Source organism: Azospirillum sp. SYSU D00513 (genome assembly GCF_017356015.1).
Taxonomy (GTDB): domain Bacteria; phylum Pseudomonadota; class Alphaproteobacteria; order Azospirillales; family Azospirillaceae; genus Azospirillum.
This window is the reverse complement of sequence record NZ_JAFIQV010000008.1, coordinates 93,113-116,847: the sequence shown is the minus strand read 5'-3', so window position 1 is coordinate 116,847 and position 23,735 is coordinate 93,113. Positions and strand designations below refer to the sequence as shown.

20 protein-coding genes and 2 tRNA genes are annotated in these 23,735 nt (G+C 70.0%); 9 read left to right on the top strand and 13 right to left on the bottom strand.

The window, feature by feature from the left end:
* The first annotated feature begins 17 nt into the window (after positions 1-17).
* Both JUB11_RS08520 and JUB11_RS33355 read left to right on the top strand, forming a co-directional pair.
* Positions 18-1,097: a sensor domain-containing diguanylate cyclase gene (locus tag JUB11_RS08520; protein ID WP_207458088.1), complete on the top strand. Its 1,080-nt coding sequence runs from the start codon at positions 18-20 to the stop codon at positions 1,095-1,097.
* Positions 1,098-1,497: 400 nt separating this feature from the next.
* Entirely contained in the window at positions 1,498-1,632 is a 135-nt protein-coding gene (locus JUB11_RS33355; protein WP_348771389.1) for a hypothetical protein, read from the top strand.
* Positions 1,633-1,716: 84 nt separating this feature from the next.
* On the opposite strand, the gene JUB11_RS08510 is transcribed toward JUB11_RS33355, so the two are convergent.
* The 3 genes from JUB11_RS08510 to JUB11_RS08500 all read right to left on the bottom strand — a co-directional run bounded on the left by JUB11_RS08510 (position 1,717) and on the right by JUB11_RS08500 (position 2,825).
* Positions 1,717-2,085 carry a response regulator gene (locus JUB11_RS08510; protein ID WP_207458087.1) on the bottom strand — a complete coding sequence of 123 codons (369 nt, stop codon included), beginning with the start codon at positions 2,083-2,085 and terminating at the stop codon, positions 1,717-1,719.
* 125 nt (positions 2,086-2,210) lie between these two features.
* Positions 2,211-2,585, bottom strand: coding sequence for a hypothetical protein (locus tag JUB11_RS08505; protein WP_207458086.1), 375 nt, complete (start codon positions 2,583-2,585; stop codon positions 2,211-2,213).
* Positions 2,586-2,687: 102 nt separating this feature from the next.
* A complete protein-coding gene (locus JUB11_RS08500) occupies positions 2,688-2,825 on the bottom strand; it encodes a hypothetical protein (RefSeq protein ID WP_207458085.1) in 138 nt (45 codons plus the stop codon).
* A gap of 406 nt (positions 2,826-3,231) precedes the next feature.
* On the opposite strand from JUB11_RS08500, the gene JUB11_RS08495 reads away from it, so the two are divergent.
* The 3 genes from JUB11_RS08495 to JUB11_RS08485 all read left to right on the top strand — a co-directional run bounded on the left by JUB11_RS08495 (position 3,232) and on the right by JUB11_RS08485 (position 6,953).
* Positions 3,232-5,715: an EAL domain-containing protein gene (locus JUB11_RS08495; RefSeq protein ID WP_207458084.1), complete on the top strand. Its 2,484-nt coding sequence runs from the start codon at positions 3,232-3,234 to the stop codon at positions 5,713-5,715.
* Between the two features lie 123 nt (positions 5,716-5,838).
* A complete protein-coding gene (locus JUB11_RS08490) occupies positions 5,839-6,465 on the top strand; it encodes a LysE family translocator (protein ID WP_207458083.1) in 627 nt (208 codons plus the stop codon).
* A 77-nt stretch (positions 6,466-6,542) separates the two neighbouring features.
* Entirely contained in the window at positions 6,543-6,953 is a 411-nt protein-coding gene (locus JUB11_RS08485) for a hypothetical protein (RefSeq protein ID WP_207458082.1), read from the top strand.
* A 387-nt stretch (positions 6,954-7,340) separates the two neighbouring features.
* Here JUB11_RS08485 and JUB11_RS08480 read toward each other — a convergent pair.
* The 8 genes from JUB11_RS08480 to cysE form a co-directional block, all read right to left on the bottom strand.
* Positions 7,341-7,415: transfer RNA gene (locus JUB11_RS08480), tRNA-Met, on the bottom strand.
* Positions 7,416-7,447: 32 nt separating this feature from the next.
* Positions 7,448-7,522, bottom strand: a tRNA-Met gene (locus tag JUB11_RS08475).
* Between the two features lie 142 nt (positions 7,523-7,664).
* On the bottom strand, positions 7,665-8,789 hold the full coding sequence (gene mnmA, locus JUB11_RS08470) for a tRNA 2-thiouridine(34) synthase MnmA (RefSeq protein ID WP_207458081.1): 1,125 nt from the start codon (positions 8,787-8,789) through the stop codon (positions 7,665-7,667).
* Between the two features lie 95 nt (positions 8,790-8,884).
* Complete coding sequence (locus JUB11_RS08465; RefSeq protein ID WP_207458080.1) at positions 8,885-9,214, bottom strand: ferredoxin family 2Fe-2S iron-sulfur cluster binding protein; 330 nt, start codon at positions 9,212-9,214, stop codon at positions 8,885-8,887.
* A gap of 59 nt (positions 9,215-9,273) precedes the next feature.
* Positions 9,274-9,933: a molecular chaperone DnaJ gene (locus tag JUB11_RS08460; protein ID WP_207458079.1), complete on the bottom strand. Its 660-nt coding sequence runs from the start codon at positions 9,931-9,933 to the stop codon at positions 9,274-9,276.
* A gap of 109 nt (positions 9,934-10,042) precedes the next feature.
* Complete coding sequence (locus JUB11_RS08455) at positions 10,043-11,155, bottom strand: cysteine desulfurase family protein (RefSeq protein WP_207458078.1); 1,113 nt, start codon at positions 11,153-11,155, stop codon at positions 10,043-10,045.
* A 44-nt stretch (positions 11,156-11,199) separates the two neighbouring features.
* A complete protein-coding gene (locus JUB11_RS08450) occupies positions 11,200-11,697 on the bottom strand; it encodes an Rrf2 family transcriptional regulator (RefSeq protein ID WP_207458077.1) in 498 nt (165 codons plus the stop codon).
* A gap of 47 nt (positions 11,698-11,744) precedes the next feature.
* The gene (gene cysE / locus JUB11_RS08445) at positions 11,745-12,488 is read right to left on the bottom strand and encodes a serine O-acetyltransferase (protein WP_348771388.1); all 744 of its coding nucleotides are present in this window, start codon (positions 12,486-12,488) and stop codon (positions 11,745-11,747) included.
* 248 nt (positions 12,489-12,736) lie between these two features.
* Between cysE and JUB11_RS08440 the strand changes: the two genes are divergently transcribed.
* A complete protein-coding gene (locus JUB11_RS08440) occupies positions 12,737-13,399 on the top strand; it encodes an alpha/beta hydrolase (protein ID WP_207458076.1) in 663 nt (220 codons plus the stop codon).
* A 384-nt stretch (positions 13,400-13,783) separates the two neighbouring features.
* Here JUB11_RS08440 and JUB11_RS08435 read toward each other — a convergent pair whose 3' ends face one another.
* Positions 13,784-14,851, bottom strand: coding sequence for an anhydro-N-acetylmuramic acid kinase (locus tag JUB11_RS08435; RefSeq protein ID WP_207458075.1), 1,068 nt, complete (start codon positions 14,849-14,851; stop codon positions 13,784-13,786).
* Positions 14,852-14,974: 123 nt separating this feature from the next.
* Between JUB11_RS08435 and tyrS the strand changes: the two genes are divergently transcribed.
* Positions 14,975-16,228, top strand: a complete 1,254-nt coding sequence (gene tyrS, locus JUB11_RS08430) for a tyrosine--tRNA ligase (RefSeq protein ID WP_207458074.1) — start codon at positions 14,975-14,977, stop codon at positions 16,226-16,228.
* An 83-nt stretch (positions 16,229-16,311) separates the two neighbouring features.
* Here tyrS and JUB11_RS08425 read toward each other — a convergent pair whose 3' ends face one another.
* On the bottom strand, positions 16,312-19,998 hold the full coding sequence (locus JUB11_RS08425; RefSeq protein ID WP_211112469.1) for a DUF3971 domain-containing protein: 3,687 nt from the start codon (positions 19,996-19,998) through the stop codon (positions 16,312-16,314).
* A 126-nt stretch (positions 19,999-20,124) separates the two neighbouring features.
* On the opposite strand from JUB11_RS08425, the gene JUB11_RS08420 reads away from it, so the two are divergent.
* Positions 20,125-23,127: a bifunctional [glutamine synthetase] adenylyltransferase/[glutamine synthetase]-adenylyl-L-tyrosine phosphorylase gene (locus JUB11_RS08420; protein ID WP_207458072.1), complete on the top strand. Its 3,003-nt coding sequence runs from the start codon at positions 20,125-20,127 to the stop codon at positions 23,125-23,127.
* Positions 23,124-23,621, top strand: coding sequence for a thioredoxin-dependent thiol peroxidase (bcp, locus tag JUB11_RS08415; protein WP_207458071.1), 498 nt, complete (start codon positions 23,124-23,126; stop codon positions 23,619-23,621). Before JUB11_RS08420 ends, bcp begins: the two co-directional genes overlap by 4 nt.
* Positions 23,622-23,735: the final 114 nt, after the last annotated feature.

Sequence of the window (23,735 nt, the reverse complement as noted above, 5' to 3'; positions counted from 1 at the left end):
ATTAAGGAGTGTTTGCCATGCCGGCCGCGCCGAAACCGACGAACGAGACCGAGCGGCTTGCGTCCCTGCGCCGCATGCTGCTGCTCTCCTCGCCGGCGGAGGAGATGCTGGACTGCGTCACGCGCTCGGCGCACCGCATGGTGGGCGAACCCTTCGCGCTGATCACGCTGGTGGACGAGAATCGGCAGTGGTTCAAGTCCCGCGTCGGCCTCGACGCTGGTGAAACGCCGCGCGATCTGTCCTTCTGCGCTTACGCGATCCTGGGCGAGGAGATGCTGGTCGTCCCGGACGCGCGCGAGGACGCCCGCTTCGCCGACAACGCGCTGGTGCTCGGCCCGCCCTTCCTGCGCAGCTACGCCGGCATGCCGTTGAAGAACGCGGAAGGCCACAGCATCGGCACCCTGTGCCTCAGCGGCGTGGAGCCGCGCGCCTTCACCGCCGCCGACCTCCAGGCGATCCGCGACCTCGCCCGGCTGGCGGAGATGGCGCTGGAGAACCGGCGCCTCGGCGAGACGCAGATGCAGCTTCTGGCGGAACTGGACGAGGCCCGGCGCGACGCGCTGATGTGCACGCTGGCCCAGGTCTGGAACCGCCGGGGCTTCGAGGCGCTGTACGCGCGCGAGGCGGCCAAATGCGCGCGGGAGGGAACGCCGCTGGCGCTCGTCGCCATCGACATCGACCGCTTCAAGGCGATCAACGACACCCATGGCCACGGCGTGGGCGACCGCGTCATCCGGATGCTGGCGGATATCCTGCGCGGCAGCACCCGCGGCCACGACATCATCGCCCGCGTCGGCGGGGAGGAGTTCCTCCTCCTCATGCCGGGCATCGCGCTGGAGGAGACGGAACGGGTGGGCGCGAAGCTGGTCCAGGCGGTCCGGGACGCCGGCCTCATCCCCCTGGGACCGGACGCGGCCGAGCCGCGTCGCTTCACGATCAGCCTCGGCATCCTGTCCATCGACCCGCAGGCGGCACCGGGCGCGCGGGATCTCGCGCTGGCCCGCGCCGACGAGGCGCTCTACGCCGCCAAGCACGGGGGTCGCGACCGCGCCGTGCTCGCCGAACCGGTGGGCGAGCCCGTGCCAGCGGCGGAATAGGAGAGCGGCCTCTCCGCCCCCGCCCGACCAGCTCCGGCCTCATTATCCCCGATAGACCAGCTCGAACGCCGTGCCGCCCCTTGGCCGTCAGGGACACGGATCCATTGGCCTGGCGCGCGATGGCCTTGACCAGCCCCAGGCCGGCGGCCTCCGGATCCGGCGCAAGGTGTCGTTCGGCCCCTCGCGGATGGAAACATCCGTGGAGCGCAGTGCCTTCAGGGTCGGCAGGCTGGTGATGATCTGAGGCGCGCTGCAGTTCGCCCAGCGCCGTGGAGAGATCGGCCCTGCGCTCCTCCATCCTTTCCCTGAGCATCCGGTCGGCCCAGCGGAGGAAGCGCTCGCCCCGGCCGCGTCCGAGCGGCCGCCCCTGGCGCTGCTGGACATTCGCATCAAAGGCGACATGGACGGGATTGATCTGGCGGAACAGCTGCGCGCGGACGGCTGCCGTGTCGTGTTCGTCACCGGCCGGAACGGCAAGACTACGCGCCGCAGGGCGGAGGCCATGGACCACCAAACCACCACGGCGATCTTCTGAAGTCCTTCATCCCGGAAGCCCTGGAGCAGGCCATCACGGTCGCCTTGCCCACCTTTGTATCACGTTGACGGCGCGGCACCTGCCTCACGCCGCGACGCCGAGCCGCATCGACTGGACGATCTCGATCAGGCTGCCCAGCCGGAACGGCTTGCGCAGGAGGAACGTCCGATCGCGCTCCTCACGGGGCAGGAGGTCGCCGTTCGCGGTCATCACGACCACCGGCAGGCCGGGACGGCTGCGCCGGATTTCCCGGATGAGTTCGCCGCCCTCCATCACCGGCATGCGGAGATCCGTCACCAGTATGTCCGCAGCGTCCCGCGCGTCGGCTTCGAGCGCCTGACGCCCGTTGTACGTCACCGTGACCCGGAATCCCTGGTCTTCCAGCACGGCGGCCAGCGCAAGGGCTACGAGGCTCTCATCCTCGGCGATGAGGATGTGAGGGGAGGCTTCCATCAACGACACCTGACACACCAGCTGTTTTCCGCAACGGGATACGGCGCCCCGCGCGCCCCGGATCAGGGCCTATGCGGAAAGTGGTGGCGGGGAGAGGGAAGCCTGCCGAAGCCTCCGCTCGGGAGTCAGCCCCGCGCGGGGTCCGGCAACTGCGCGCCGCCGCGGGTGTAGACCTGCCGCAGGAAGCAATATTCGTCGAGCTGGACGACGACGCTGCCCGGCTGACCCCTCAGTTTCACCCAGGCGTCGTACATGACGATGCGGTCGCGGTTGAGATCGCGATAGAGGCCGTAGACGACACCCTCCACCTGCGCGATCGGGATGCGTGCGCCGGCGAGCGCCTCGGCGACGGCCGGGTTGCACTGGTTCGGGGCATAGCGGTCGAGGGCGGCCACCGCACCCGGCTCGGCCGGCGCCGTCGCGGGCTCGCGCAGGCCGGCACAGGCCGCAAGGGTCAGAAACGCCACGGCCAAGGCCAGGCCGGCGGGTAATCTCGGCATCGGTTCTGTTCTCCGGAATCAGGCCGGGCCGGAATGGTTCCGGCCCGCCGGACGGCTCAACAGCCGGACCGGCGGTGCGTTGCCCGGCGGCCCTTTCCGGCCTCAGCCGAAGATCATCACCCCGAGCACCACCCAGAACAGAAGCGACAGGAGCATGGCAAGCACCAGCCATTCCGGCCGCTTCCTTTCGCGGCGCGGCTCGTAACGGTGCGTCGGGTAGTCGTTGGTGATGATAGCCATTGGCACCTCCATCCTGGTGCCGAACCCGACCGGTCTTTTCCACCGATGCGGATCGGCGCGATGTTCAGACCCCGGCGCCCCGTCCGCCGGAGCGGAGACGACTGGGGTTAGCCCCGTGGGGCGTCGCTCATTGCTTAGTGGTACCAACAGAATTTTCGCGCCTGTGTTCCGGGGGCAACGGCGCGGCCTGTTCCACCGATACGGAAAAATCGGGGCGCCGCATGCCTTTCCTATGCCGGGCCTCCCGCATCCCAAGTCATATTGCTGCACGGTTCCTGCCCCGCCATCCCAAAAATTACACAACCGTGACGGTTGCTTTACAGTTTCTCAAGGATCCCGCCCCTACTTAGGTTCAAAGCACAGCCGGAAAGTGCCGCGTCCGGCCGAATAAAAAGGCGGGGGGAAAATGCAGGACCAAGCCCTGGGGGAACCCGTACCGGAGGGACGTGCGACGCTTTGGGGCGTCCTGTTCGTGATCGCCGCCTTCACGATCCTGGTCGTGTCGATCACCTGGCTGGCCGCCCTCAACGAGATAAGGCACGATCGGGAATCGACGGACTCCGTGTCCCGCCAGCAGGCGGCCGACCTGGTGCGCGCCTTCGAGGCGCGTCTCATCGACCGGATGGAGCGGATCAACCACGCTCTCGTCGAGATGGGGGATGAGCTGTCCTGGGAACTGTCGGCCCAGGAGCTGATGACGGCGGCCAGGATGCCGATGCGGGGCCGGCTCTCCGGCTTGGTCCATGGAATACCGCAGGATGGGCTGATCGAGGTTTCGATCATGGATTCCTCCGGCCTGCTGGTCGATTCGACGCTCCCGGAGCGGGAGAGCGAGCACCGGCATGGCTGGGAGCCGTTCCGGGTCCACCGCAACCGGCCGGCGGGCATCCGCGAGGAACGCACCTTCATCGCCAAGCCGGAGTTCCTGCCGGGACCGCAGCGCTGGTCCCTGACCTTCACGCGGCGCGTCAATGGCCCGGACGGCGAATTCGCCGGAGTCCTCGCCTTCTCCTACGACCCGGTCCTGTTCACCCGCTTGGCCGGGGATCTGCCGATCGGCGAGAAGGGCAGCGTGTCGATCATCGGGAACGACCGAGTCCTGCGCATGCTGCACACCCAGCGCGTCGACCCGCTGCGACGGCAATGGATCGGCCGCGAACTGCCCGCCGACCGCCCCTATTTCGATCCGGATCGCCCCGCCGCCGATGTGGTGCCCATCGTCAGCGCCATCGACCAGAGCAGGATGCTGGGCGCCTTCCGGCGGATGACCCATTGCCCGCTGATCGTCGCCGTCCACCTGTCCCAGGAGGAGATCTTCGCCCCGGTGGACGAGCGCGCGCGCTTTCTCATCAAGACGACGGGCCTCTTCACGGGCATCCTGGTCCTGTTCACGAGCGGGCTCGCGGCACTGGTCCTGCACCTGCACCGCACGCGGGCGGCGCTGGGCACCGCGAACCGGCGGCTGCGCGAGAACGAGCTGGAGCTGGAACAGCGCGTGGCCGAGCGCACCGACGCGCTGGAGCGCTCGAACGAGCATGTGCAGCGGCTGGCCTACCACGACACGCTGACCGGCCTGCCGAACCGCGCCCTCTTCGCCGACCGGGCGGCGCACGCCCTGCACTGCGCGGCGGCGGACGGGCGCGGGCTGGCGATGCTGTTCCTCGACCTCGATCATTTCAAGATGGTCAACGACACGCTGGGCCACCGGACCGGCGACGAGCTGCTGGTGGAGGTGGCCGGCCGCCTGCGCGGCGCGATCCGCCCGTCGGACACGGTGGCGCGCATGGGCGGCGACGAGTTCGTGATCCTGGCCGAGGGGCTGGCGGGCACGCGCGAGGCGGCGAACGAGGCCGCCCACCGGGCCGAACGCATCCTGGAGGAGCTGTCCCGGCCGATGCTGCTGGACGGGCACACGCTGCATGTCAGCGGGTCGGTCGGCATCGCGGTCTATCCGGACGACGGCACGGACGCCGCGTCCTTGCTGAAGAACGCCGACACGGCGATGTACGCCGCCAAGCAGGCGGGGCGGAACACCATGCGCTTCTTCAGCCCGTCCATGACGCGGGCGGCCGAGCAGCGGCTGGCGCTGGAGCACGCCCTGCGCAAGGCCATCGACGCGGGCGAGCTGTCGCTCGTCTACCAGCCGAAGGTGAGCGTCGCCACGGGCGCGCTGTGCGGGGTGGAGGCGCTGGTCCGCTGGCGCCACCCCGAGCGCGGCTGGATCCCGCCGGTGGAGTTCATCCCCGTCGCCGAGGAGACCGGGCTGATCGAGCCGCTCGGCGCCTGGGTACTGGAGGAGGCCTGCCGGACCATCGCGGGCTGGGACGCCGCGCGGCTCGGTCCGCTGCACGTCGCCGTCAACGTCGCCGCAGCCCAGGTCAACCGCGGCGACCTGACCGGCCTGATCAACAGCCTGACCCGCCGGCACCGCATCGACCCCACCCTGCTGGAGGCGGAGATCACCGAGACGGCGGTCATCGGCGACACCGCGCGCGCCTTCACCACCCTGAACAGCCTGCGCTCGCTCGGCGTCAGCGTGGCGCTGGACGATTTCGGCACGGGCTATTCCAGCCTGATCTACCTGCGCCGGCTCGACATCGACACGATCAAGATCGACCGCTCCTTCCTGGGGGACGCGCAGAGCGGCAGCCGCGACGCGGAGATCATCCGGCAGATGATCAAGCTCGCCAAGACGCTCCAGCTCTCGGTCGTCGCGGAGGGGGTGGAGACGGCCGACCAGGTCGCCTTCCTGAAGGACGCGGGATGCGACATCATGCAGGGCTACCACATCGCCCGGCCGATGCCGCTGGCCGACCTGCGGGCCTGGGTCGCGGCGCGCCGCCCGGCCCCGACCGTGCCGGAGCGCCCCGCCCTGCTGGCGGCGAGCTGAGGGACCGGCCAATTGGGCCGGTCCCTCGCGGAGCATCTGTCGGGCGGGAGGCCGCTTGCATCGCGCGCCGCCCTGTGGATCACTTGGGAGCAGCGCCCGCACCCGATCCGCTGGAAGACGCCGATGTCCTTAGAAGCCTGGCTCGCCTTTTCCGCCGCCTCCATCGTCCTGCTGGCGATCCCGGGCCCGACGATCCTGCTCGTCATCTCCTACGCGGTCAGCCAGGGCCGGCGCGCCGGCCTCGCCACGGTGGTGGGGGTGGCGCTCGGCGACTTCACGGGCATGACGGCCTCCATGCTCGGGCTCGGCGTCCTGCTGGCGACCTCCGCAATGCTCTTCACCGCGCTGAAATGGGCCGGAGCCGCCTACCTGGTCTATCTCGGCGTCAAGCTGTGGCGCGCCCCGGTCGCCGACAAGCCGGCCGACGAAGCGGCCCCCGCCATTTCGCCCCTGCGCATGGCCCTGCACACCTACGCCGTGACGGCGCTCAACCCGAAGAGCATCGTCTTCTTCGTCGCCTTCCTGCCGCAGTTCCTGGACCCCGCCCGGCCCTTCCTGCCCCAGATCCTGGTGATGGAAACGACCTTCCTGATCCTCGCCACCCTGAACGCCACACTCTACGCCCTGCTCGCCTCCGCCCTCGGCCGCACCATCCAGCGCCCGGGCGCGCGGCGCCTGTTCAACCGCGCGGGAGGGTCGATGCTGATGGGTGCAGGACTGCTGACGGCGGCCATGCGGCGGAGCGCGTGAGGCTGGTCCAGGGCAGTAGCAAATGAGCCGAAAGCTGGCTGCGGCCGGCGATGCTCTGACTGGTATGCGTGCAACCCATGTCGAATAAGAAGCCCAGACTGGGCCATGAAACACTCATTCTCGGTCCGATGCCGATCAGGGCCATCAATGCAGCCCTGGCTCTTGAATTGGACGAGGGTCTAGCCGTTCTGATCCCGGCCATCCGCTTGCATGTGTTGCGCCGTCATCCCGAGGATTACGAACGCCTCCTGCCCCACGTGGCGAGCGTGATCACTGCACCGCAGTTCATCGGCGACGACTTCAAAAACCCTGGGAAAGTGGAACTGATAGCTCGCGTCCCAGCAGCAGGCGGACCATTGCTGGTCGCGGTCGACCTCACGATGAACCAACATGGACAGTACGAAGTGCGTTCGTTCTACCCAGTCGCGGAGGAAAAAATCCAAGGCCGCCTGTCAAAGGGGTACTTGAAGCGTGTCCAGATAGGTTGAAGGCCCCGCCTTGCCGACGGGGCCTTCAACAGATGCGCGATGAAACTTGAGCCGGATTGCAACCCCCGGATCTCTTCGCCCTCGCGAGCTACTTCACCCAACCGATCAAGTCGGCTTGGTGCGTGAGACAGCCGTTCTCACCTCAGCAAGCTCCATCGCATTCGAATAACGCTTGGAAAGGAATATGGTTTGGATTGCTGGCGGTGTCAATCTTGGAGCTTCGCTTGCCAAAGCTGCTCTTGCGGAACCCCTCCTGAACGGAGTGCAGATGATATTATCCTGAGAATAGCCCGCCCCAAATCCAGCCAATCATTGCAGAGCGTAAGGAGAAAAGCAGTCAAAAACAAAAACCCCGCCAGGCCATAAAGCCCGACGGGGTTCTTTTGATGGTAGCAGCGGAGGGATTTGAACCCCCGACCAAGGGATTATGATTCCCCTGCTCTACCACTGAGCTACGCTGCCATAGAGGCGACCATCCTGTTCCGAGGGGATGATGGTAGCAGCGGAGGGATTTGAACCCCCGACCAAGGGATTATGATTCCCCTGCTCTACCACTGAGCTACGCTGCCACGACAGCCATCATCCTCAGCCCCGGCGGTCCGTTTCGGCGCTTGTCCGTTCGTTCCGTCCGGGGCGCCCTATGTATTCGATCCGCCGGAGAGGTGTCAACACCGTTTCAGCGAAAATGTCGCCCTTTCCGTACGGCCACGCTCACGCCTGCGTGCCGGCGATCCAGCCGCCGCCGAGCACGCGGTCGCCGTCATAGACGACGCAGGCCTGGCCGGGGGCGACGCCATGCTGGGGGGCGTGCAGTTCCACGCGCGCCTCGGCCGGGCCGGTCAGCCGCAGCGTGGCGGCCGACAGCGGCTGGGCGGAGCGGAGCTTCACCTCCACCTCCAGCGATTCGCCGGGGCCGAGGTCGGGGCCGAGCCAGTTCAGGTCGCGGACCAGCACCGCCGTGCGGGCCAGCGCGTCGCGCGGACCGACGACGACGCGGCGCTGGGCCGGTTCAATGCGGACGACGTAGAGCGGCTCCTCCTCGCCCCGGATGCCGCCGATGCCCAGCCCCTTGCGCTGGCCGACCGTATAATGGACGACGCCCTTGTGGCGGCCCAGCACGCGCCCGTCCACATGGACGATGTCGCCGGGCTCCACCGCGCCGGGGCGCAGCTTCGCCACCACATCGGCGTAGTTGCCGTTGGGCACGAAACAGATGTCCTGGCTGTCCGGCTTGGCCGCGACCTCCAGCGCGTAGCGCTCGGCCAGCGCGCGCGTCTCCGGCTTGGTCAGGCCGCCCAGCGGAAAGCGCAGGAAGTCGAGCTGCTCCTGCGTCGTGGCGAACAAGAAATAGCTCTGGTCCCGGTTGGGGTCGATGGCGCGGTGCAGCTCCGCCCGGCCGCCATCGGCCTGGAAGCGGCGCACGTAATGGCCGGTCGCCAGCGCGTCGGCGCCGAGGTCGCGGGCGGTGTTCAGCAGGTCGCGGAACTTGACGCGCTGGTTGCAGCGCACGCAGGGAATCGGGGTCTCGCCGCGCAGATAGGTGTCGGCGAAATCCTCCATCACGTCCTGGGAGAAGCGCCCCTCGTAATCCAGCACATAATGCGGGATGCCGATGCGGTCGGAGACCTGCCGGGCGTCGTAGATGTCCTGGCCGGCGCAGCAGGCGCCCTTCTTCTGGAGCGCGATGCCGTGATCGTAGAGCTGGAGCGTGATCCCGACGACGTCGTAGCCCTCCTCCCGCAGCATGGCCGCGGTGACCGAGGAATCGACGCCGCCCGACATGGCGACGACCACGCGGGTGTCCTGGGGACGCTTGGAAAGGCCGAGGGAGTTCATGGCGCCCTATATGGGCGAATGGCCTTTCCAGGCCAAGAAAAATGCACGCGCCGCCGCGGGAGCGCTGTCATGCGCCCCCGCGGCGGCGGCGGTCTTCAGCGCAGGGCGTTGTTGGAGCCGCCCGGCAGGCGGACGGTCAGCCCGTCCAGCTCCTCGGTCATGATGATCTGGCAGCCGAGGCGCGAGGTCTTGGTCAGGCCGAAGGCGAGGTCGAGCATGTCCTCCTCGTCCTCCGACGCCTCGTTCAGTACGTCGAACCACTGCGGCTCAACGATGACGTGGCAGGTCGAGCAGGCGAGCGAGCCCTCGCAGGCGCCCTCCAGGTCGAGCCCGTTCTTGTGAGCGATCTCGAGGACGGACAGGCCAAGCGGGGCGTCCACCTCGTGGCGGGTTCCGTTGGGCTCGAGGAAGGTCATCTTGGGCATCGGGGTGCTCTCCTGAAGGCGGTGCGTTGTTGTTGAAAAGGGTCTGGTTCTTGAAGGGGTCACGGGTTCGCGGCGAAACCGGCGCGCCGCTCCCGCGCCCGGGCGCTCAGCTCCTCGAGCTGTTCGAGCCGGGCAAGGATGCGGGCGGCGTTGTCGGCCTGCCCGTTGCGGAAGGCGATGGCGAGGTATTTGATGCAGGCCTCGATCCGCTGCCCCACGGCGTGGGCCAGCCGGTCCACGGCCAGAACGTCCTCCGTGCCAGCGAGCGTGGCGCGCAGGTCGGCGATCTCCTCCTCCGGCTCGGCCGGAGCTTCCGTTGGGGGGCTGCCCAGCAGTTCCAGCAGATACCGGGCGCGGCGGACCGGGTCGCGCAGGGTGGCGTGGGCCTCGGTCAGCGCCGCGGCCTGGGCGCGGGCGTGCTCCTGCTGGCGGGGGCCGCGCGCCTTGAAGCGGTCGGGGTCGAGCGCGCGGGTGAAGCCGGCATACTGGCGGTTCAGCGCCTCCAGCTCGATGTCGAAGCGCCGCTCCATGCCCAGCCGCGCGAAGGCGTCCAGCTCGCGCGGGGCCTGCACGGCGCCGCAGGCGTGGCAGAACAGAGCGCGCGCCGAAACGGAGCGGCCGCACAGCCAGCAGGGCTGCATGTCGCCGTCGATGGCGCCGGCGATGCCCTTCGGGCCGGCGGGCGGGCCGGTGGGCCGGCCGGAGTCGGAGTTGCTCATCTTCGCCATCCGTCGGAGCGCGCAGGGGCGAAGCCGTTCGCCCAGGGTCCGGGCGCGTCATACCGAGAAGCGATCACCGACGCAAGCGCGGCCATCGGCGGACGGCCCCTCATGCCGCCGAAGACCGGGCGTGGCGCGCGGCCATGGCGCCCCAGGCGGCGAGGAACCGTTCCACGCCCGCTACGTCGCTGTCCCAGCCCAGGCTGACGCGGATCGCCGAGGCGGCGTTGACCGCGTCCTCGCCCATCGCGGCCAGCACGTGCGACGGCTTGACCTTGCCGCTGGAGCAGGCGGAGCCGGCGCTGACCGCCACGCCCGCGAGGTCGAGCGCCATCACCTGCGTCTCGCCGGGCAGGCCCGGCAGGAGGAGGCAGCTCGTGTTGCCGACGCGGGGTGCCTCGGCGCCCATCACGCGCGCCGCCGGCGCCAGGGCCAATGCCCCGGCCTCCAGCCGGTCGCGCAGAGCCGTGGTTTCCGCCGCCTTGGGCAGATCCTCCAGCGCCAGTGCTGCGGCGGCGCCGAAGCCGACGATGCCGACGACGTTCTCGGTGCCGGCGCGGCGGCGCCGCTCCTGCCCGCCGCCGAGGATCAGCGGTTCCGGGTCCAGCCCTTCCCGGACGATCAGCGCGCCGACGCCGGACGGGCCGCCGATCTTGTGGGCCGAGACGGTCATCAGGTCGGCGCCGAGTGCCGCCAGGTCGAGCGGCAGGCGCCCGGCCGCCTGCACGGCGTCGCAATGGAACAGCGCGCCCCAGGCGTGGGCGAGCCGCGCCGCTTCCTCCACCGGCTGGATCACGCCGGTCTCGTTGTTCGCCAGCATCAGGGATACGAGCGCCGGCCTTTCCCCTTCCGTCAGCAGCCGTTCCAGTGCGCCCAGCTCGGCGGCGCCCCAGCTGGTGACCGGGATGCGCGCGGCACCGGGTGCCGCCGCCAGCGCGGAGTCGTGCTCGATTTCGGAAAGGATCACGCGCCGGTCCGGGAAACCGCGGAGCGCAAGGTTGTTCGCCTCGGTCCCGCTGCCGGTGAAGAAGACCTGCGCCGGCTTCACGGCGGCCAGCGCCGCGACCCGCGCCCGCGCCTCCTCCACCGCCCGGCGCACCGTGCGCCCGAAGCCGTGGACCGAGGAGGGGTTGCCGGTGAGGTCCAGCGCCCGCACCATCGCCTCCTTCACCGCCGGCTTCAGCGGGGACGAGGCGTTGTGGTCGAAATACACCTTGTTCATCGGAGAGCAATGGTCATCGGAGAGCAATGGTCATCTGAGCGCAATCATTCGGCGGCGAGGGCGGCCTCTTCGGTCGCCGGGCTCGGGCTTGCCGCCGCGTCCGCGCCATCCCGTCCGATCCGCCGCCCGACCACGTCGGCCAGGGTCACGGAGCTGAGATAGCGGTGGATCTGGTCGCCCAGCCCTTCCCACAGGTCGTGGGTCAGGCAGCGCCGGCTGCCGCCCTGGCAGCCCTGCCCGGGCTCGGTGCAGCGGGTGGTGCGGATCGGCTCGTCCACGGCGAGGATGATATCGGAAATGCGCGTCTCCTCGGCGGGCCGGCCCAGCCGGTAGCCGCCGCCGGGCCCGCGCACGCTGGTCACCAGCCCGCCGCGACGCAGCTTGGCGAAGAGCTGCTCCAGGTAGGACAGCGAGATGTCCTGGCGCGAGGCAATGTCGGCCAGGGCCACGGGTTCACCCGTCCGCCCGCATTGGCCCCGGCTGGTGGCGGCCAGATCGGCCATCGCCATGACGGCGTAGCGGCCCTTGGTGCTCAACCTCACGTCAGTTCTCCACCAGTCCGGGCGGGCGCCATGTCAAAAGTTGCCGGTCAACAGGGGTTCGCGGAACCGTTCGTCGGGACCGGCTCCCGCAGGGCGCCCTTCACCCCGCTCACGCCTGCTGCCGGAGCCGCGAGGCCGGCGCGTTCGGCCTCCAGCTCCTCCACCCGCTGACGCAGGCCGGCCACCTGGTCGAGCAGGCCGGTCAGCGCGCGGGCGACGGGGTCGGGGATGTCGCCGCAAGGCGTGCCATAGGCGAGAAAGCCCTGCGCCTCCTCCGGCGTGCGGGACACGACCTTGGCCGGGATGCCGACCACCGTGGCGCCCGCCGGCACCTCCTTCACCACCACGGCGTTGGAGCCGACGCGGGCACCGTCGTTCACCGTGAAGCCGCCCAGCACCTTGGCCCCGGCGCCGACGATCACGCCGTTGCCGATGGTCGGGTGGCGCTTGCCCTGGTGCAGCGCCGTGCCGCCCAGCGTGACGCCCTGGTAGAGGGTGACATCGTCGCCGATCTCCGCCGTCTCACCGATCACCACGCCCATGCCGTGGTCGATGAAGAAGCGCCGACCGATCTTCGCGGCCGGATGGATCTCGATGCCCGTCAGGAAGCGCGACATCTGCGAGGTGAAGCGGGCGGCGAGCCGCCAGCCCCGCTCCCAGCAGTAGTGCGCGAGACGATGGAGGACGATGGCGTGGAAACCGGGATAGCAGACCGCCACCTCCAGCCGCGACCGCGCGGCCGGGTCGCGTTCCATGATGCCGTCGATCTCTTCGCGAAGATGCTTGAACACGAGATCACCCGCCGTGGTATAGTCCGGCCTCTACGGGAAAAGCCCCGGTTGGCAAGGCAGGAGCCTCGCCGGAGTCGCGGGTAGCCCGGGAGGACGTGTGACGCATATATGATGACCAAGCAAAACGGTCAAGAATTGTGTGTGGAGTTTCATGATCCGGCACGGGCGGTCCGCCCTCCGCGCCGGCCATACGGAGTCCGGCGTTCCGCCGGGTCCGGCAACCTCTTCGTGCCAGGAACGCCGCCCTCATGCCTGAAGTGATCATCAACGGCCCGGCCGGCCGCCTGGAAGGTCGCTACACTCACGGCAAGCAGCCCAACGCGCCGATTGCCCTGTTGCTTCATCCCCACCCGCATCACAACGGGACGATGAACAACAAGATCGTGTTCACGCTCTTCCAAGCCTTCACGAAGCGCGGCTATTCCGCCCTGCGCTTCAATTTCCGCGGCGTCGGGCGCAGCCAGGGCAGCTACGACAAGGGCGAAGGCGAACTCGCCGACGCGGCGGCGGCGCTCGACTGGCTGCAGATGCACAACCCCAACGCCCCGGTCTGCTGGATCGCGGGCGCGTCCTTCGGCGCCTGGGTCGGCATGCAGCTGCTGATGCGCCGTCCGGAGATCGACGGCTTCATCTCCGTCTCGCCGCCGGCCAGCCAGTTCGACTTCTCCTTCCTGGCGCCCTGCCCGTCGTCCGGCCTCATCATCAACGGCGAGCGGGACGATCTTGTGCCCCAGGCCGCGGTGAACAAGCTGGTGACCAAGCTGTCGCACCAGAAGGACATCCGCATCGATCACCGCATCGTGCCGGACGCCAACCACTTCTTCGCCAACCGCTCCGAAGAGCTGGCCGTCCAGGTGGACGATTATCTCGACCGCGCGCTCGGCAGCCCGGTCGCGGTGGTGGCGGAGTAAGCAACGGAGCGGGCGGCCTCCTGGAGGGCTGCCCTGAACGCCCCGTCTTGAACTGCGGGCGGGGCGTGCTAAGCTTCGGGACAGGAGGTGACGCGCCTTCGTCTCCTGAAGCGGGACCGGTTTCCCGGCCCCGCCCGTGGTCCTTACTTCTGGTCCTTGTCGAAGCCGGCTTCGAATTCGATCTTCAACCGGAACCAGAAGCGGCGGAGCCACCTCAGGAACATCTGCAAGCGCGTCACCTCCCTTCGGTCCGCCGGCCGGGATGATTCCCGTCCGGCGCGAAAAGATTAGGCCAGCTTTCAATCGGCCTTCAACGACAGATCACATCCACGCGCATGCGGACCGCGCCCGAAGCTGCGGCCGGGGCATGGCCGCGCTGGCGCATCAGGCCGCCGGGTGGAAGCGCCCGCCGGTGACCGGCTCCGGCACGCCGGTGGTGGTGGGCAGGCTGAGCGGCAGGCCCTTGCGGCTTCGCACCGCCAGATAGGCGAAGGCCTCCGCCTCCAGCGCGTCGCCGTTCCAGCCCAGCCCGTCCGCGTTGTCCACCGGCACGCCCAGCCGCTCGCGCAGCATCCTCATCAGCGTTCCGTTGTGGCGCCCGCCGCCGCTGACGATCCAGCGCACGGGCGGTTCCGGCAGGTGGGGCACGACGCGGGCGACGGCGGCCGCGGCGAAGGCGGTCAGGGTGGCGGCGCCATCCTCCGCCGACAGGCCCTGGACGGGGGCCGCGTCGAAGGCATCGCGGTCCAGCGACTTGGGCGCCGGCCGGTCGAAATAGGGATTGGCCAGCAGGGCCGCCAGCGCGCCCTCGTCCACACGGCCGCGGGCGGCGAGCGCGCCGTTCTCGTCGAAGCGTGCGCCCGTCCTGGCCAGCACCCAATCATCCACCATCGCGTTGGCAGGACCAGTGTCGCAGGCGACGACGTCATCACCGTCCCGGCCGATCCAGGTGACGTTGCCGACCCCGCCGAGGTTCAGCACGGCGAGCGGGCGCGGCAGCCCCTCAGCGAGGGCCTGGTGGAACAGGGGCACCAGCGGGGCGCCCTGCCCGCCCGAGGCGACGTCCGCCGTGCGGAAGTCGGCGACCACCCCGATCCCGGTCAGCCGCGCCAGCAGGGCGGCGTCGCCGATCTGCCAGGTCCGCCGCTGCTCCGGCGCGTGCAGGATGGTGTGGCCGTGAAAGCCGATGAGGTCCACGCCGTCCCGGTCCACGCCCGCCTTGTCCAGCAGCAGGCGGACCGCCCGCGCGTGCTCTTCCGTCAGGTCGCGCTCCACGTCGGCCACGTCGCCGCGCCCGCCCAGGCAGCCGCGCAGCCGCCCGCGGAAACCGTCGCTGTAGGGAAGCGTCAGGAAATCGAGCCCCTCCACCCGGGTTTCGCCGTCGGTGCGCACAAGCGCCGCGTCGATCCCGTCCATCGAGGTTCCGCTCATCAATCCGACGACGGTCTGCATCGCGTCCTGCCTCCCTGTTCCGACCGGCCTTGCTTCCGGGAAAGCCCCCGAGAATTGTAGCCCGCCGCGTTCCGTGCTAACAGACGCGACCCTTTACCATAGAATGATTGCCGGATCGCGGCCATGACGACGCTCACCTCGGATTTCCTGCTCACGCTGCAACAGCGCGGCTTCATCCACCAGTGCACCGATTTCGCCGCGCTCGACGAGCGGGCGGGCAAGGGACCGATCGTCGCCTACATCGGCTTCGACTGCACGGCCGACAGCCTGCATGTGGGCAGCCTGCTGCCGATCATGATGCTGCGCTGGCTCCAGAAGACCGGCCACAAGCCCATCGTGCTGATGGGCGGCGGCACCACGAAGATCGGCGACCCGTCAGGCAAGGACGAGGCGCGCCAGCTGCTGACCGACGAGGTCATCGCCTCCAACATGGCGGGCATCAAGCGCATCTTCGGCCGCTACCTGACCTTCGGCGACGGCCCGACCGACGCGGTGATGGTCAACAACGGCGACTGGCTGGACGAGCTGAAATACATCCCGCTGCTGCGCGACATCGGCCGGCACTTCACGATCAACCGCATGCTGACCTTCGAGTCGGTCAAGATGCGGCTGGAACGGGAGCAGCCGCTGACCTTCCTGGAATTCAACTACATGATCCTCCAGGCCTACGACTTCGTCGAGCTGCACCGGCGGCTGGGCTGCTCGCTGCAGATGGGCGGGTCGGACCAGTGGGGCAACATCATCAACGGCGTCGAGCTGGGCCGCCGCACCGACGGGGCCGAGCTGTTCGGCCTGACCACCCCGCTGCTGACCACCTCCTCCGGCGCCAAGATGGGCAAGACGGCGGCGGGTGCCGTGTGGCTCACGGCCGACAAGCTCAGCGCCTATGATTTCTGGCAGTACTGGCGCAACACGGAGGACGCCGACGTCGGCCGCTTCCTGCGCCTCTATACCGAGCTGCCGCTGGAGGAGGTCGCCCGGCTGGAAAGCCTGCCCGGCGCCGAGATCAACGAGGCCAAGAAGATCCTGGCCCACGAGGTGACCAAACTCGCCCATGGCGAGGAGGCGGCACTGGAGGCCGCCGAGACCGCGCGGCGCACCTTCGAGCAGGGCGCCGCCGCCGAGGGGCTGCCCACCGTCGAGCTGCCGCGCGGCGACCTGGATGCCGGCGTGCCGGTCGTGGACCTGCTGGTCGCCACCGGCCTCGCCGCCTCCAAGGGCGAGGCGCGCCGCCTCATCAAGGGCGCGGGCGCCCGCATGAACGATGGCCCCATTCCGGACGAGGCGTCCAAGGCCACCACGGCCGACCTCAACGGCGAGGGCGTCATCAAGCTCAGCGCCGGAAAGAAGCGCCACGCACTGGTGAAGCCGGCCTGACCGGCGCTTTCCCGTCCGCCGCCTCCGTCTGCCTTCATCCGGGCCGGCGTCCTTCCCTGGGGGAAGGACGCCGGCCTTTTTAATTACCGCCCGCCGACCGGGTCGGGCGGCGGGCCGGAGGGTGCTCCGCCGCCGGACCCGGGTCCGTCGCCGAGGAAGAACAGGTTGCGCAGGAAACCGGGGGCCAGCACGGCCAGCGGGTTGACGCTGATGTCCGGCTCGCCGAGCGGGCCGCGGGCGTGCCAGGTGGCGGAGAAGATGCCCTGCCCCTCGCCGCCGCTGATGATGTCGCCCAGGATCGGGATCTGGCCGATGAGCCTGTTCAGCCCGTAGAGCGGCACGATGGTGCCGCGCAGGTTTCCGGTCATGCTGGGGATGTCCACCTCCCCCTCCATGGTCAGGCCGAGCGCCGACCCGGAGGTGCGGACGTCCGTCAAGGTCAGCGCCGGTCCGTCCTTGCGGAAATTGCCGACGAGGCGGCCGAAGTTGATCTCGTTCCCGCCCTCCACCAGCTCGGCCAGCCCCTTGGGCGCCGTGGCGTTCAGCAGCCGGGCCAGGGCCGGGGGGTCGATGAGCGTGTAGTTGTCGAGCCGGACCGAGCCCTGGATCGCGGCGTCCGCGCGGGGCTCCAGCGTGCGGCCGGTGATGGTCAGGTTGCCGCCGCGCATCCGGTCGCTGACGTCGAGCGCCCGCAGCATCCCGCCGGCGTCGTTGGCGTAGATGGCGGCGTCGTAGGCGCCGTCGGCCCCGCGCGCGTAGCGGACGGTCAGCATCCCGTTCGGGCCGGTGAGGGCGTTCACGTCCAGCGCCGTCCAGGCCTTCGGGTTGCGGCGGATCGTGCCGGTCACGTCGGCGAGTTGCCGCCCGACCCCGAACACCACGCGGTCGAGCCGCAGCGTCAGGTCGAGCGGAATCTGGCCATCGCCGTCCTTATCCCCCTGCCCGCCATCGTCCTTGCCGCCCCCGAACAGATGGCGGCCGTCCAGGCTGCGGCCGGTGATGCTTCCGGCATAGCCGTTGCCTTCCCGGACCGTGATGTCGGCCTCAAGCTCCGTGGCGCCATGCTTCAGGCGATGCACCCGCACCTTTGAGACGGCGGTGCCCGACGGCGCCATGATGACGGTCGCCTCCCCCGCCAGACCGGCGCCCTCCACGGTCAGGCCGGTCACGCGCGTCACCCGGCCCTTGCTGAACTCCAGCGCCAAGTCACCCTTGCCGGCCATGCCCGGCGGCTTGTTCCAGCCGATCAGCGGGAGCGACAGGTGGGTCTTCGTCAGATCGAGCTTCGCCGCGAGCGCGAGACGGCGGTTCTGGTCCACCGTGAAGAGCACGTCGGCCCCGAGCGGCCCGAGCAGATGATCGCCGAGGTCGATGCCATGGCTGCGCAGGTCCGCCGCGTCCAGTTCGCCCTTCACCGCGACGCGGGTGCGCGGTCCCTTGTTCCGGGCGCCTTCCGGGCCGTCGCCGAACCGTTCCCGCCAGTCGAGCACCACGGGAACGCCGTCGAGCTTCGCGCGTCCCTTGATGTTCATGGCCTCGGAGTCGAGGGCCAGCGTCAGCTCGCCCTCCGTCGCGTCCAGCCCCGCCGCGACATCCTCCACGGCGGTCCCGCGCAGCCGCCCGGTCACGCCGAGCTGGATCTGGTCCATGTCCAGGTCGGACACCAGCGGGAAGGTGAAGTGCAGCTCCGCGTCGGCCGTCCCCTTCGTGCGCTTCGGGTCGATGTCGAGCTTGCTCGGGTAGCGCAGCGGCGGGCTGTCCAGCACGCGCAGGATGGTCGGGACCGGCCCACGCACGGGAAGGCGGATGTCGATCCGCTCCTGGTCGTTGTCGAGGCCGCTCAGCACGATGGCCCCTTCCCCGACCTCGACATCCTCGATGCGCCCGCTCTCCGGCTGGATGGTGAAGGTGGCGCCGTCCGTGACGATGTCGGCGCTCACCTCCTCCACCGGCGGCAGAGGGTGGAAATAGTCCACCGTCATGCCCTCGGCGCGGATGCGCGCGTCGAAATGGTCGATGGCGAGGGGACCCGGAAGGGAGTCCGGCCCGTCCATCGGGGCGCTGGCTCGGACCGTCGCGGTCGCCTGGGTGGCGATTCCCTTCGACAGCTTGGACGTGACCCATTTGCGGGCACCCGGCCCGGCCGTCAGCGGCCAGTAGCGGTGCAACTCCTCGATCGGCAGGTTGCGCGCGGTCGCCACGGTCTCCACGGAGAGCCGTCCATCGGTCCTGGCCGCCTGCGCCGTCGCGTCGATCCGCGGCCCGCCGAGATCGACCGCCAGCTCCTCCACCGTGACCGCGCCCGCCGCACGGTCGCCGGAGGCGCGCAGCCGGGCCGACGCGATGTGCAGCGGCTCGGGGAACAGTCCGGGCTGCAGGACGCGCCCGGCGCCGGCGGACAGGTCGATGCGCCCCGCGCGCGGCATGAGGTCCGGTTCCAGGACGAGCCGCGCCGTGCCGGACAGCGGCAAAGCGGCCACCTCCAACGATTCCAGGGCCGGCGCGAGGCCGGCCAGCAGGGCCGGCTCCAGCTCTTCCAGCCGGGCGGTCAGCTCCGTGACGCGGCGCTCGTCGCGCCGACCGTCCAGCTCCAGGACGGCGGTGCGCCCGCCCGTCGCCAACTCCAGCCGTCCGGTACCGGCCATCCGGCCGTCGGGCTCCTCGGCCAGCGTGCCGGCCGCGCTCAGGGCCGCGGCGGCCTGCGTGCCGGGCCGGCCGAGCCCGATGGCGAGGCGTTCGAGGGCGAGGCGCTTGCCACCCACGTCGAGGCTGCCGCGCGCCGTCAGGCCGGAGACCGTGTAGGGCTCCGGCCGCAGGGCGGGAACGGACAGGCTTCCGGGATGGCCGCGCAGGTCGAAACCGACGCGCAGGGGCTGGAAACGCCGGTCGAGGTCCGCCGTCACCGTCCCGCTGATGGGCAGGGCGACGGCGGCCAGCGGCTCCAGGGCCGGGCCGAGCCGGGCGAGCGCCGCCGGTTCCAGATTCTCGACGCTGGCCGACACGGACGCCGTGCGGTCGCTCTGCCGAAAGACGATCGTGGCGTCGGCCGTCGCGCGGAGCCCCGCGGTGTCCAGCGCCAGCCGCGCCCGGCCAACCACGCCCTCGGCACCCCGGGTCAGCACGATGTCCGCCGGATCGGCGTGCCAGGACAGGCCGAGCATGCGGTTGACCACCGTCAGCTCCCCTCCGACGACGCTGACCCGCGACAGCAGGCCGAGCTGGCGGTTCATGTCCGGCGGCTGGAGCAGAGTGTCCAGCAGCTCGTCGATCAGCGCGTTGCCGTCGCCGTCACCCTCCGCCGCCTGACGCTTCAGGGTCGCCGGATCGTCCTCGGCGCGGATGTCGAAGGCGACCCGCCCGTCGGCCCGCCGGATCACCTCGACGCGCGGGCGCACCAGCTCCAGCCGCGTCGGCGACAGCATGCCGCGGGCGAGCGCCCCCACCGACAGGCTGAGGCCGAGTTCCGGCACGGCCGCCAGCTCCGCGCCGTCGGCGTTGACCGCCCGCACCCGCGTCGCCCGCAGGTCGAGCCGGCTCCACCCGCCGAAGGCTTCCGCCTCCTCCCAGGAGAGGTGAAGGTCCCCCAGCTCGATCCGGAAGCGCCCGCGCCGGTCGCTCAGCGCGTCTTCCAGCGTGGGCGCCAGCACGTCGAGCGAGAGCGGCCCGTGGGCCAGCCGCGCGGTCAGCAGCCCGAGCGCCAGAACCGCCAGCGCCGTCAGACCGGCCAGCGCGAAGCCGGCCCAGGCGAGAACACGCCCCAGACGCCGCATCACGCGCCACCGCGCCGGTCAAAGCTCAACCCGCCCCGCCACCCGTCATGCCGCCCACCACATCGGTTGACCCGGGGCGCGCGGGGGCGCAAGTTTCCGCCCATTTCCTGAGCAGGGATTGCCGCCATGCCGCTCGCCGTACCGCCCAAGCCCTTCGACACAGCCCAGGCCGCGAACGGCCTGGAGCGCTGGCGGCAGGAGGCGGCGGGGACCGCGCCGGAGCTGCGGGACTGGGCGCTCGCCTTCGCCGACTCGGCCGAGGGCCGGGCACTGCTCGACGGGGTCTGCGGCAACAGCCCGTATCTGGGCTTCATTCTCACGCGCGAACTGGCCTTCATGAAGCGGCTGGTCGAGGACGGGTACAACGCGACCTTCGCCGCGCTGATGGCCGAACTCGAACGGGACAGGGCGGAGGAGCGTTCCACCGACCGGCTCATGGCCGCGCTGCGCGTCGCCAAGCGGCGGGCCGCCCTGCTGATCGGGCTCGCCGACATCACACGGTCCTGGCCGCTGGCGCGCGTCACCGGCGCCCTGTCCGACATGGCGGAAACAGGGCTGAGGCTCGCCGCGGCGCATCTGCTGCGCCGGGCGTCGGAGGCGGGGACGGTGACGCTGCCTGATCCGCAGCGCCCAACGGTGGGGTCGGGTCTGATCGTGCTTGCCATGGGAAAACTTGGTGCGCGCGAACTCAACTATTCCAGCGATATCGACCTGATCATTCTGTACGACGACGCCGTCGTTCAGACCGCCCAGCCCGACAATCTCGCCCGCACGTTCATCCGTATCGCGCGCGATCTCGTCCGGATTATGGATGAACGCACCAGGGACGGCTACGTCTTCCGAACGGATCTCCGTCTGCGCCCCGATCCGGGCGCCACGCCGCTCGCGGTTTCGGTGACGGCGGCCGAGACCTATTACGCCAGCGTGGGCCAGAACTGGGAGCGCGCCGCCATGATCAAGGCCCGGCCGGTGGCCGGCGACCTTGAGGCGGGTGCCGCGTTCCTGCGCACGCTGGAACCCTTCATATGGCGCCGCCATCTCGATTTCGCCGCCATCCAGGACATTCATTCCATCAAGCGGCAGATCAACGCCCACAAGGGCCACCGCGAGGTGACGGTCAACGGCCACGACATCAAGGTCGGGCGCGGCGGAATCCGCGAGATCGAGTTCTTCGCCCAGACCCAGCAGCTGATCTTCGGCGGACGCGACCAGCGCGTCCGCATCGCCCCGACACTGGCGGCGATCCGCGCGCTGTGCGAGGTCGAGCGCGTCCCGCCCGGCGCGCTGGAGGAGCTGGAGGAGGCCTACGACTTCCTACGCCGGGTCGAACACCGCATCCAGATGACCGACGACCGGCAGACGCACAGGATCCCGGCGGACGACGAGGGGGTGGCGCATCTGGCGACCTTCCTCGGCTACGCCGATCCGGCGGAGTTCCGGGCCGAGCTGCTGGCCCGGCTCGGCCGGGTGGAGGACCGCTACGCCGAACTGTTCGAGGAGGCGCCGTCGCTGTCCGGCCCCGGCAACCTCGTCTTCACCGGCACCGACGACGACCCAGGCACGGTGGAGACGCTGAGCGGCATGGGCTTCCGGGACCCGAGCCGGGCCATCGGCATCGTGTCCGTCTGGCACCGGGGCCGCTACCGCGCCACCCGGTCGGGCCGCGCGCGCGAACTGCTGACGGAGCTGGTGCCGACCATCCTGTCGGAACTCGCCAAGACGCCGAACCCGGACAACGCGCTGGTCCATTTCGACAGCTTCCTGACGCAGCTTCCGGCCGGCGTTGGGCTGTTCTCGCTGTTCACCGCCAACCCCTGGCTGCTGGAGCTGGTGGCGGAGATCATGGGCACGGCCCCGCAGCTCGCCCGGACGCTGTCGCGCAACCCGTCGCTGCTGGACGCCGTGCTGTCGCCGGACTTCTTCGACCCTCTGCCCGGCGAGGAGAGGGTGGCCGAGGACTACCAGCGGCTGATGGCGACGGCGCGGGACTTCGAGGATGCGCTGACGCTGGCGCGGCGCTGGACCAACGACCAGCGCTTCCGCGCCGGCACCCACATCCTGCGCGGCATCACCGACGGCGACCAGTGTGGCCCCTTCCTGGCCGACCTCGCCGGCGTGGTGGTGCCGGACCTCGCGGCCCGCGTGGAGGAGGAGTTCGCGGTCCGGCACGGGCGGGTGCCCGGCGCCTCCTGGATCATCGTGGCGATGGGCAAGCTGGGCAGCAAGCAGCTCACCATCACCTCCGACATCGACCTGATCGTGGTCTACGACGCGCCGCCCGGATCGAAGGGGTCGGACGGGGCCAAGCCGCTGGCGCCGAACGAGTATTTCATCAAGCTGACGCAGCGGCTGACCAGCGCCATCACCTCCCCCATGGCGGACGGGAAGCTCTACGAGGTGGACATGCGGCTGCGCCCGTCCGGCAACGCCGGGCCGCTGGCGACCTCGCTCGATTCCTTCCTGCGCTATCAGGCCCATGACGCCTGGACCTGGGAGCACATGGCCCTGACCCGCGCCCGCGCGCTCGGCGACTCCGAGCTGGCGCGCCGGTTCGAGGAGGCCGCGCGCGCGGTGCTGACGGCGCCGCGCGAACCGGACAAGCTGCTGTGGGACGTGGCCGACATGCGCCGCCGGATCGACAAGGAGTTCGGGACGCCGAACCCCTGGAACGTGAAGTACGCGCGCGGCGGGCTGATCGACATCGAGTTCATCGCCCAGTATTTCCAGCTCCGCCACGGCCACGCCCATCCCGGCATCCTGTCGATCCGCACCGCCCAGGCCATCGCGAACTGCGCCGAGGCCGGCCTGCTCGAGTCGGCCATCGCGGAGGAGCTTATCGCGGCACTCCGGCTGTGGCGCCGGGTGCAGGGCTTCCTGCGGCTCGCGACAGACGGGGTGCTCGATCCGGCGCAGGTATCCCCTTCTCTCTTCGAGGGTCTGGCGCGCAACGCCTTCCCGGAAGAGGACGCGCCGATTGACTTCGCCGCGCTCGACGGCAGAATCCGCGCCGTCGCCGAGCGGATCCACGGCCATTTCAAGGCCTTGGTCGAGGAGCCGGCGAAGAGCCTCACCCCTCCCGCCTCGCCCCGTTCCGGGGCCGGGCCCATGACGGAGCAGAACAGCCCATGAGCGACGCCCCCAGCGACGCCGCCACCGCGTCCGGTCCCGACGCCGGAACCCCGGCCCCCGATTTCACCATTCCGACCGACGGGGGCGGCAGCGTCACGCTCTCCGCCCTGCGGGGCCGGCCGGTGGTGCTGTACTTCTATCCCAAGGACGATACGTCCGGCTGTACGTCGGAGGCCTGCGGTTTCCGCGACGCCCTGCCCGACTTCACCGGCGTGGACGCCGTCGTGATCGGCGTGTCCAAGGACAGCGTCGCCAGTCACGACAAGTTCAAGGCGAAGCACGAGCTTCCCTTCACCCTGGCCTCCGATACGGACGGCACGGTCTGCGAGGCCTACGGCACCTGGGTGGAGAAGAGCATGTACGGCCGCAAGTACATGGGCATCGACCGCGCCACCTTTCTGATCGACCGGGACGGCATCGTCCGCAACGTCTGGCGCAAGGTGAAGGTCACCGGCCATGTCACCGCCGTCCTGAAGGCGGCAAAGGCGCTCTGACGCGCCTCACGTCCCCGGCCGTGGCGCGGGCGCGTCCGGCCGGGCGGCCGCGGGCAGGCAACGCCGCCTCTGCAACCGTCTCTTCCGAGTGCGGTCGCATTCGTTCAGGGATAA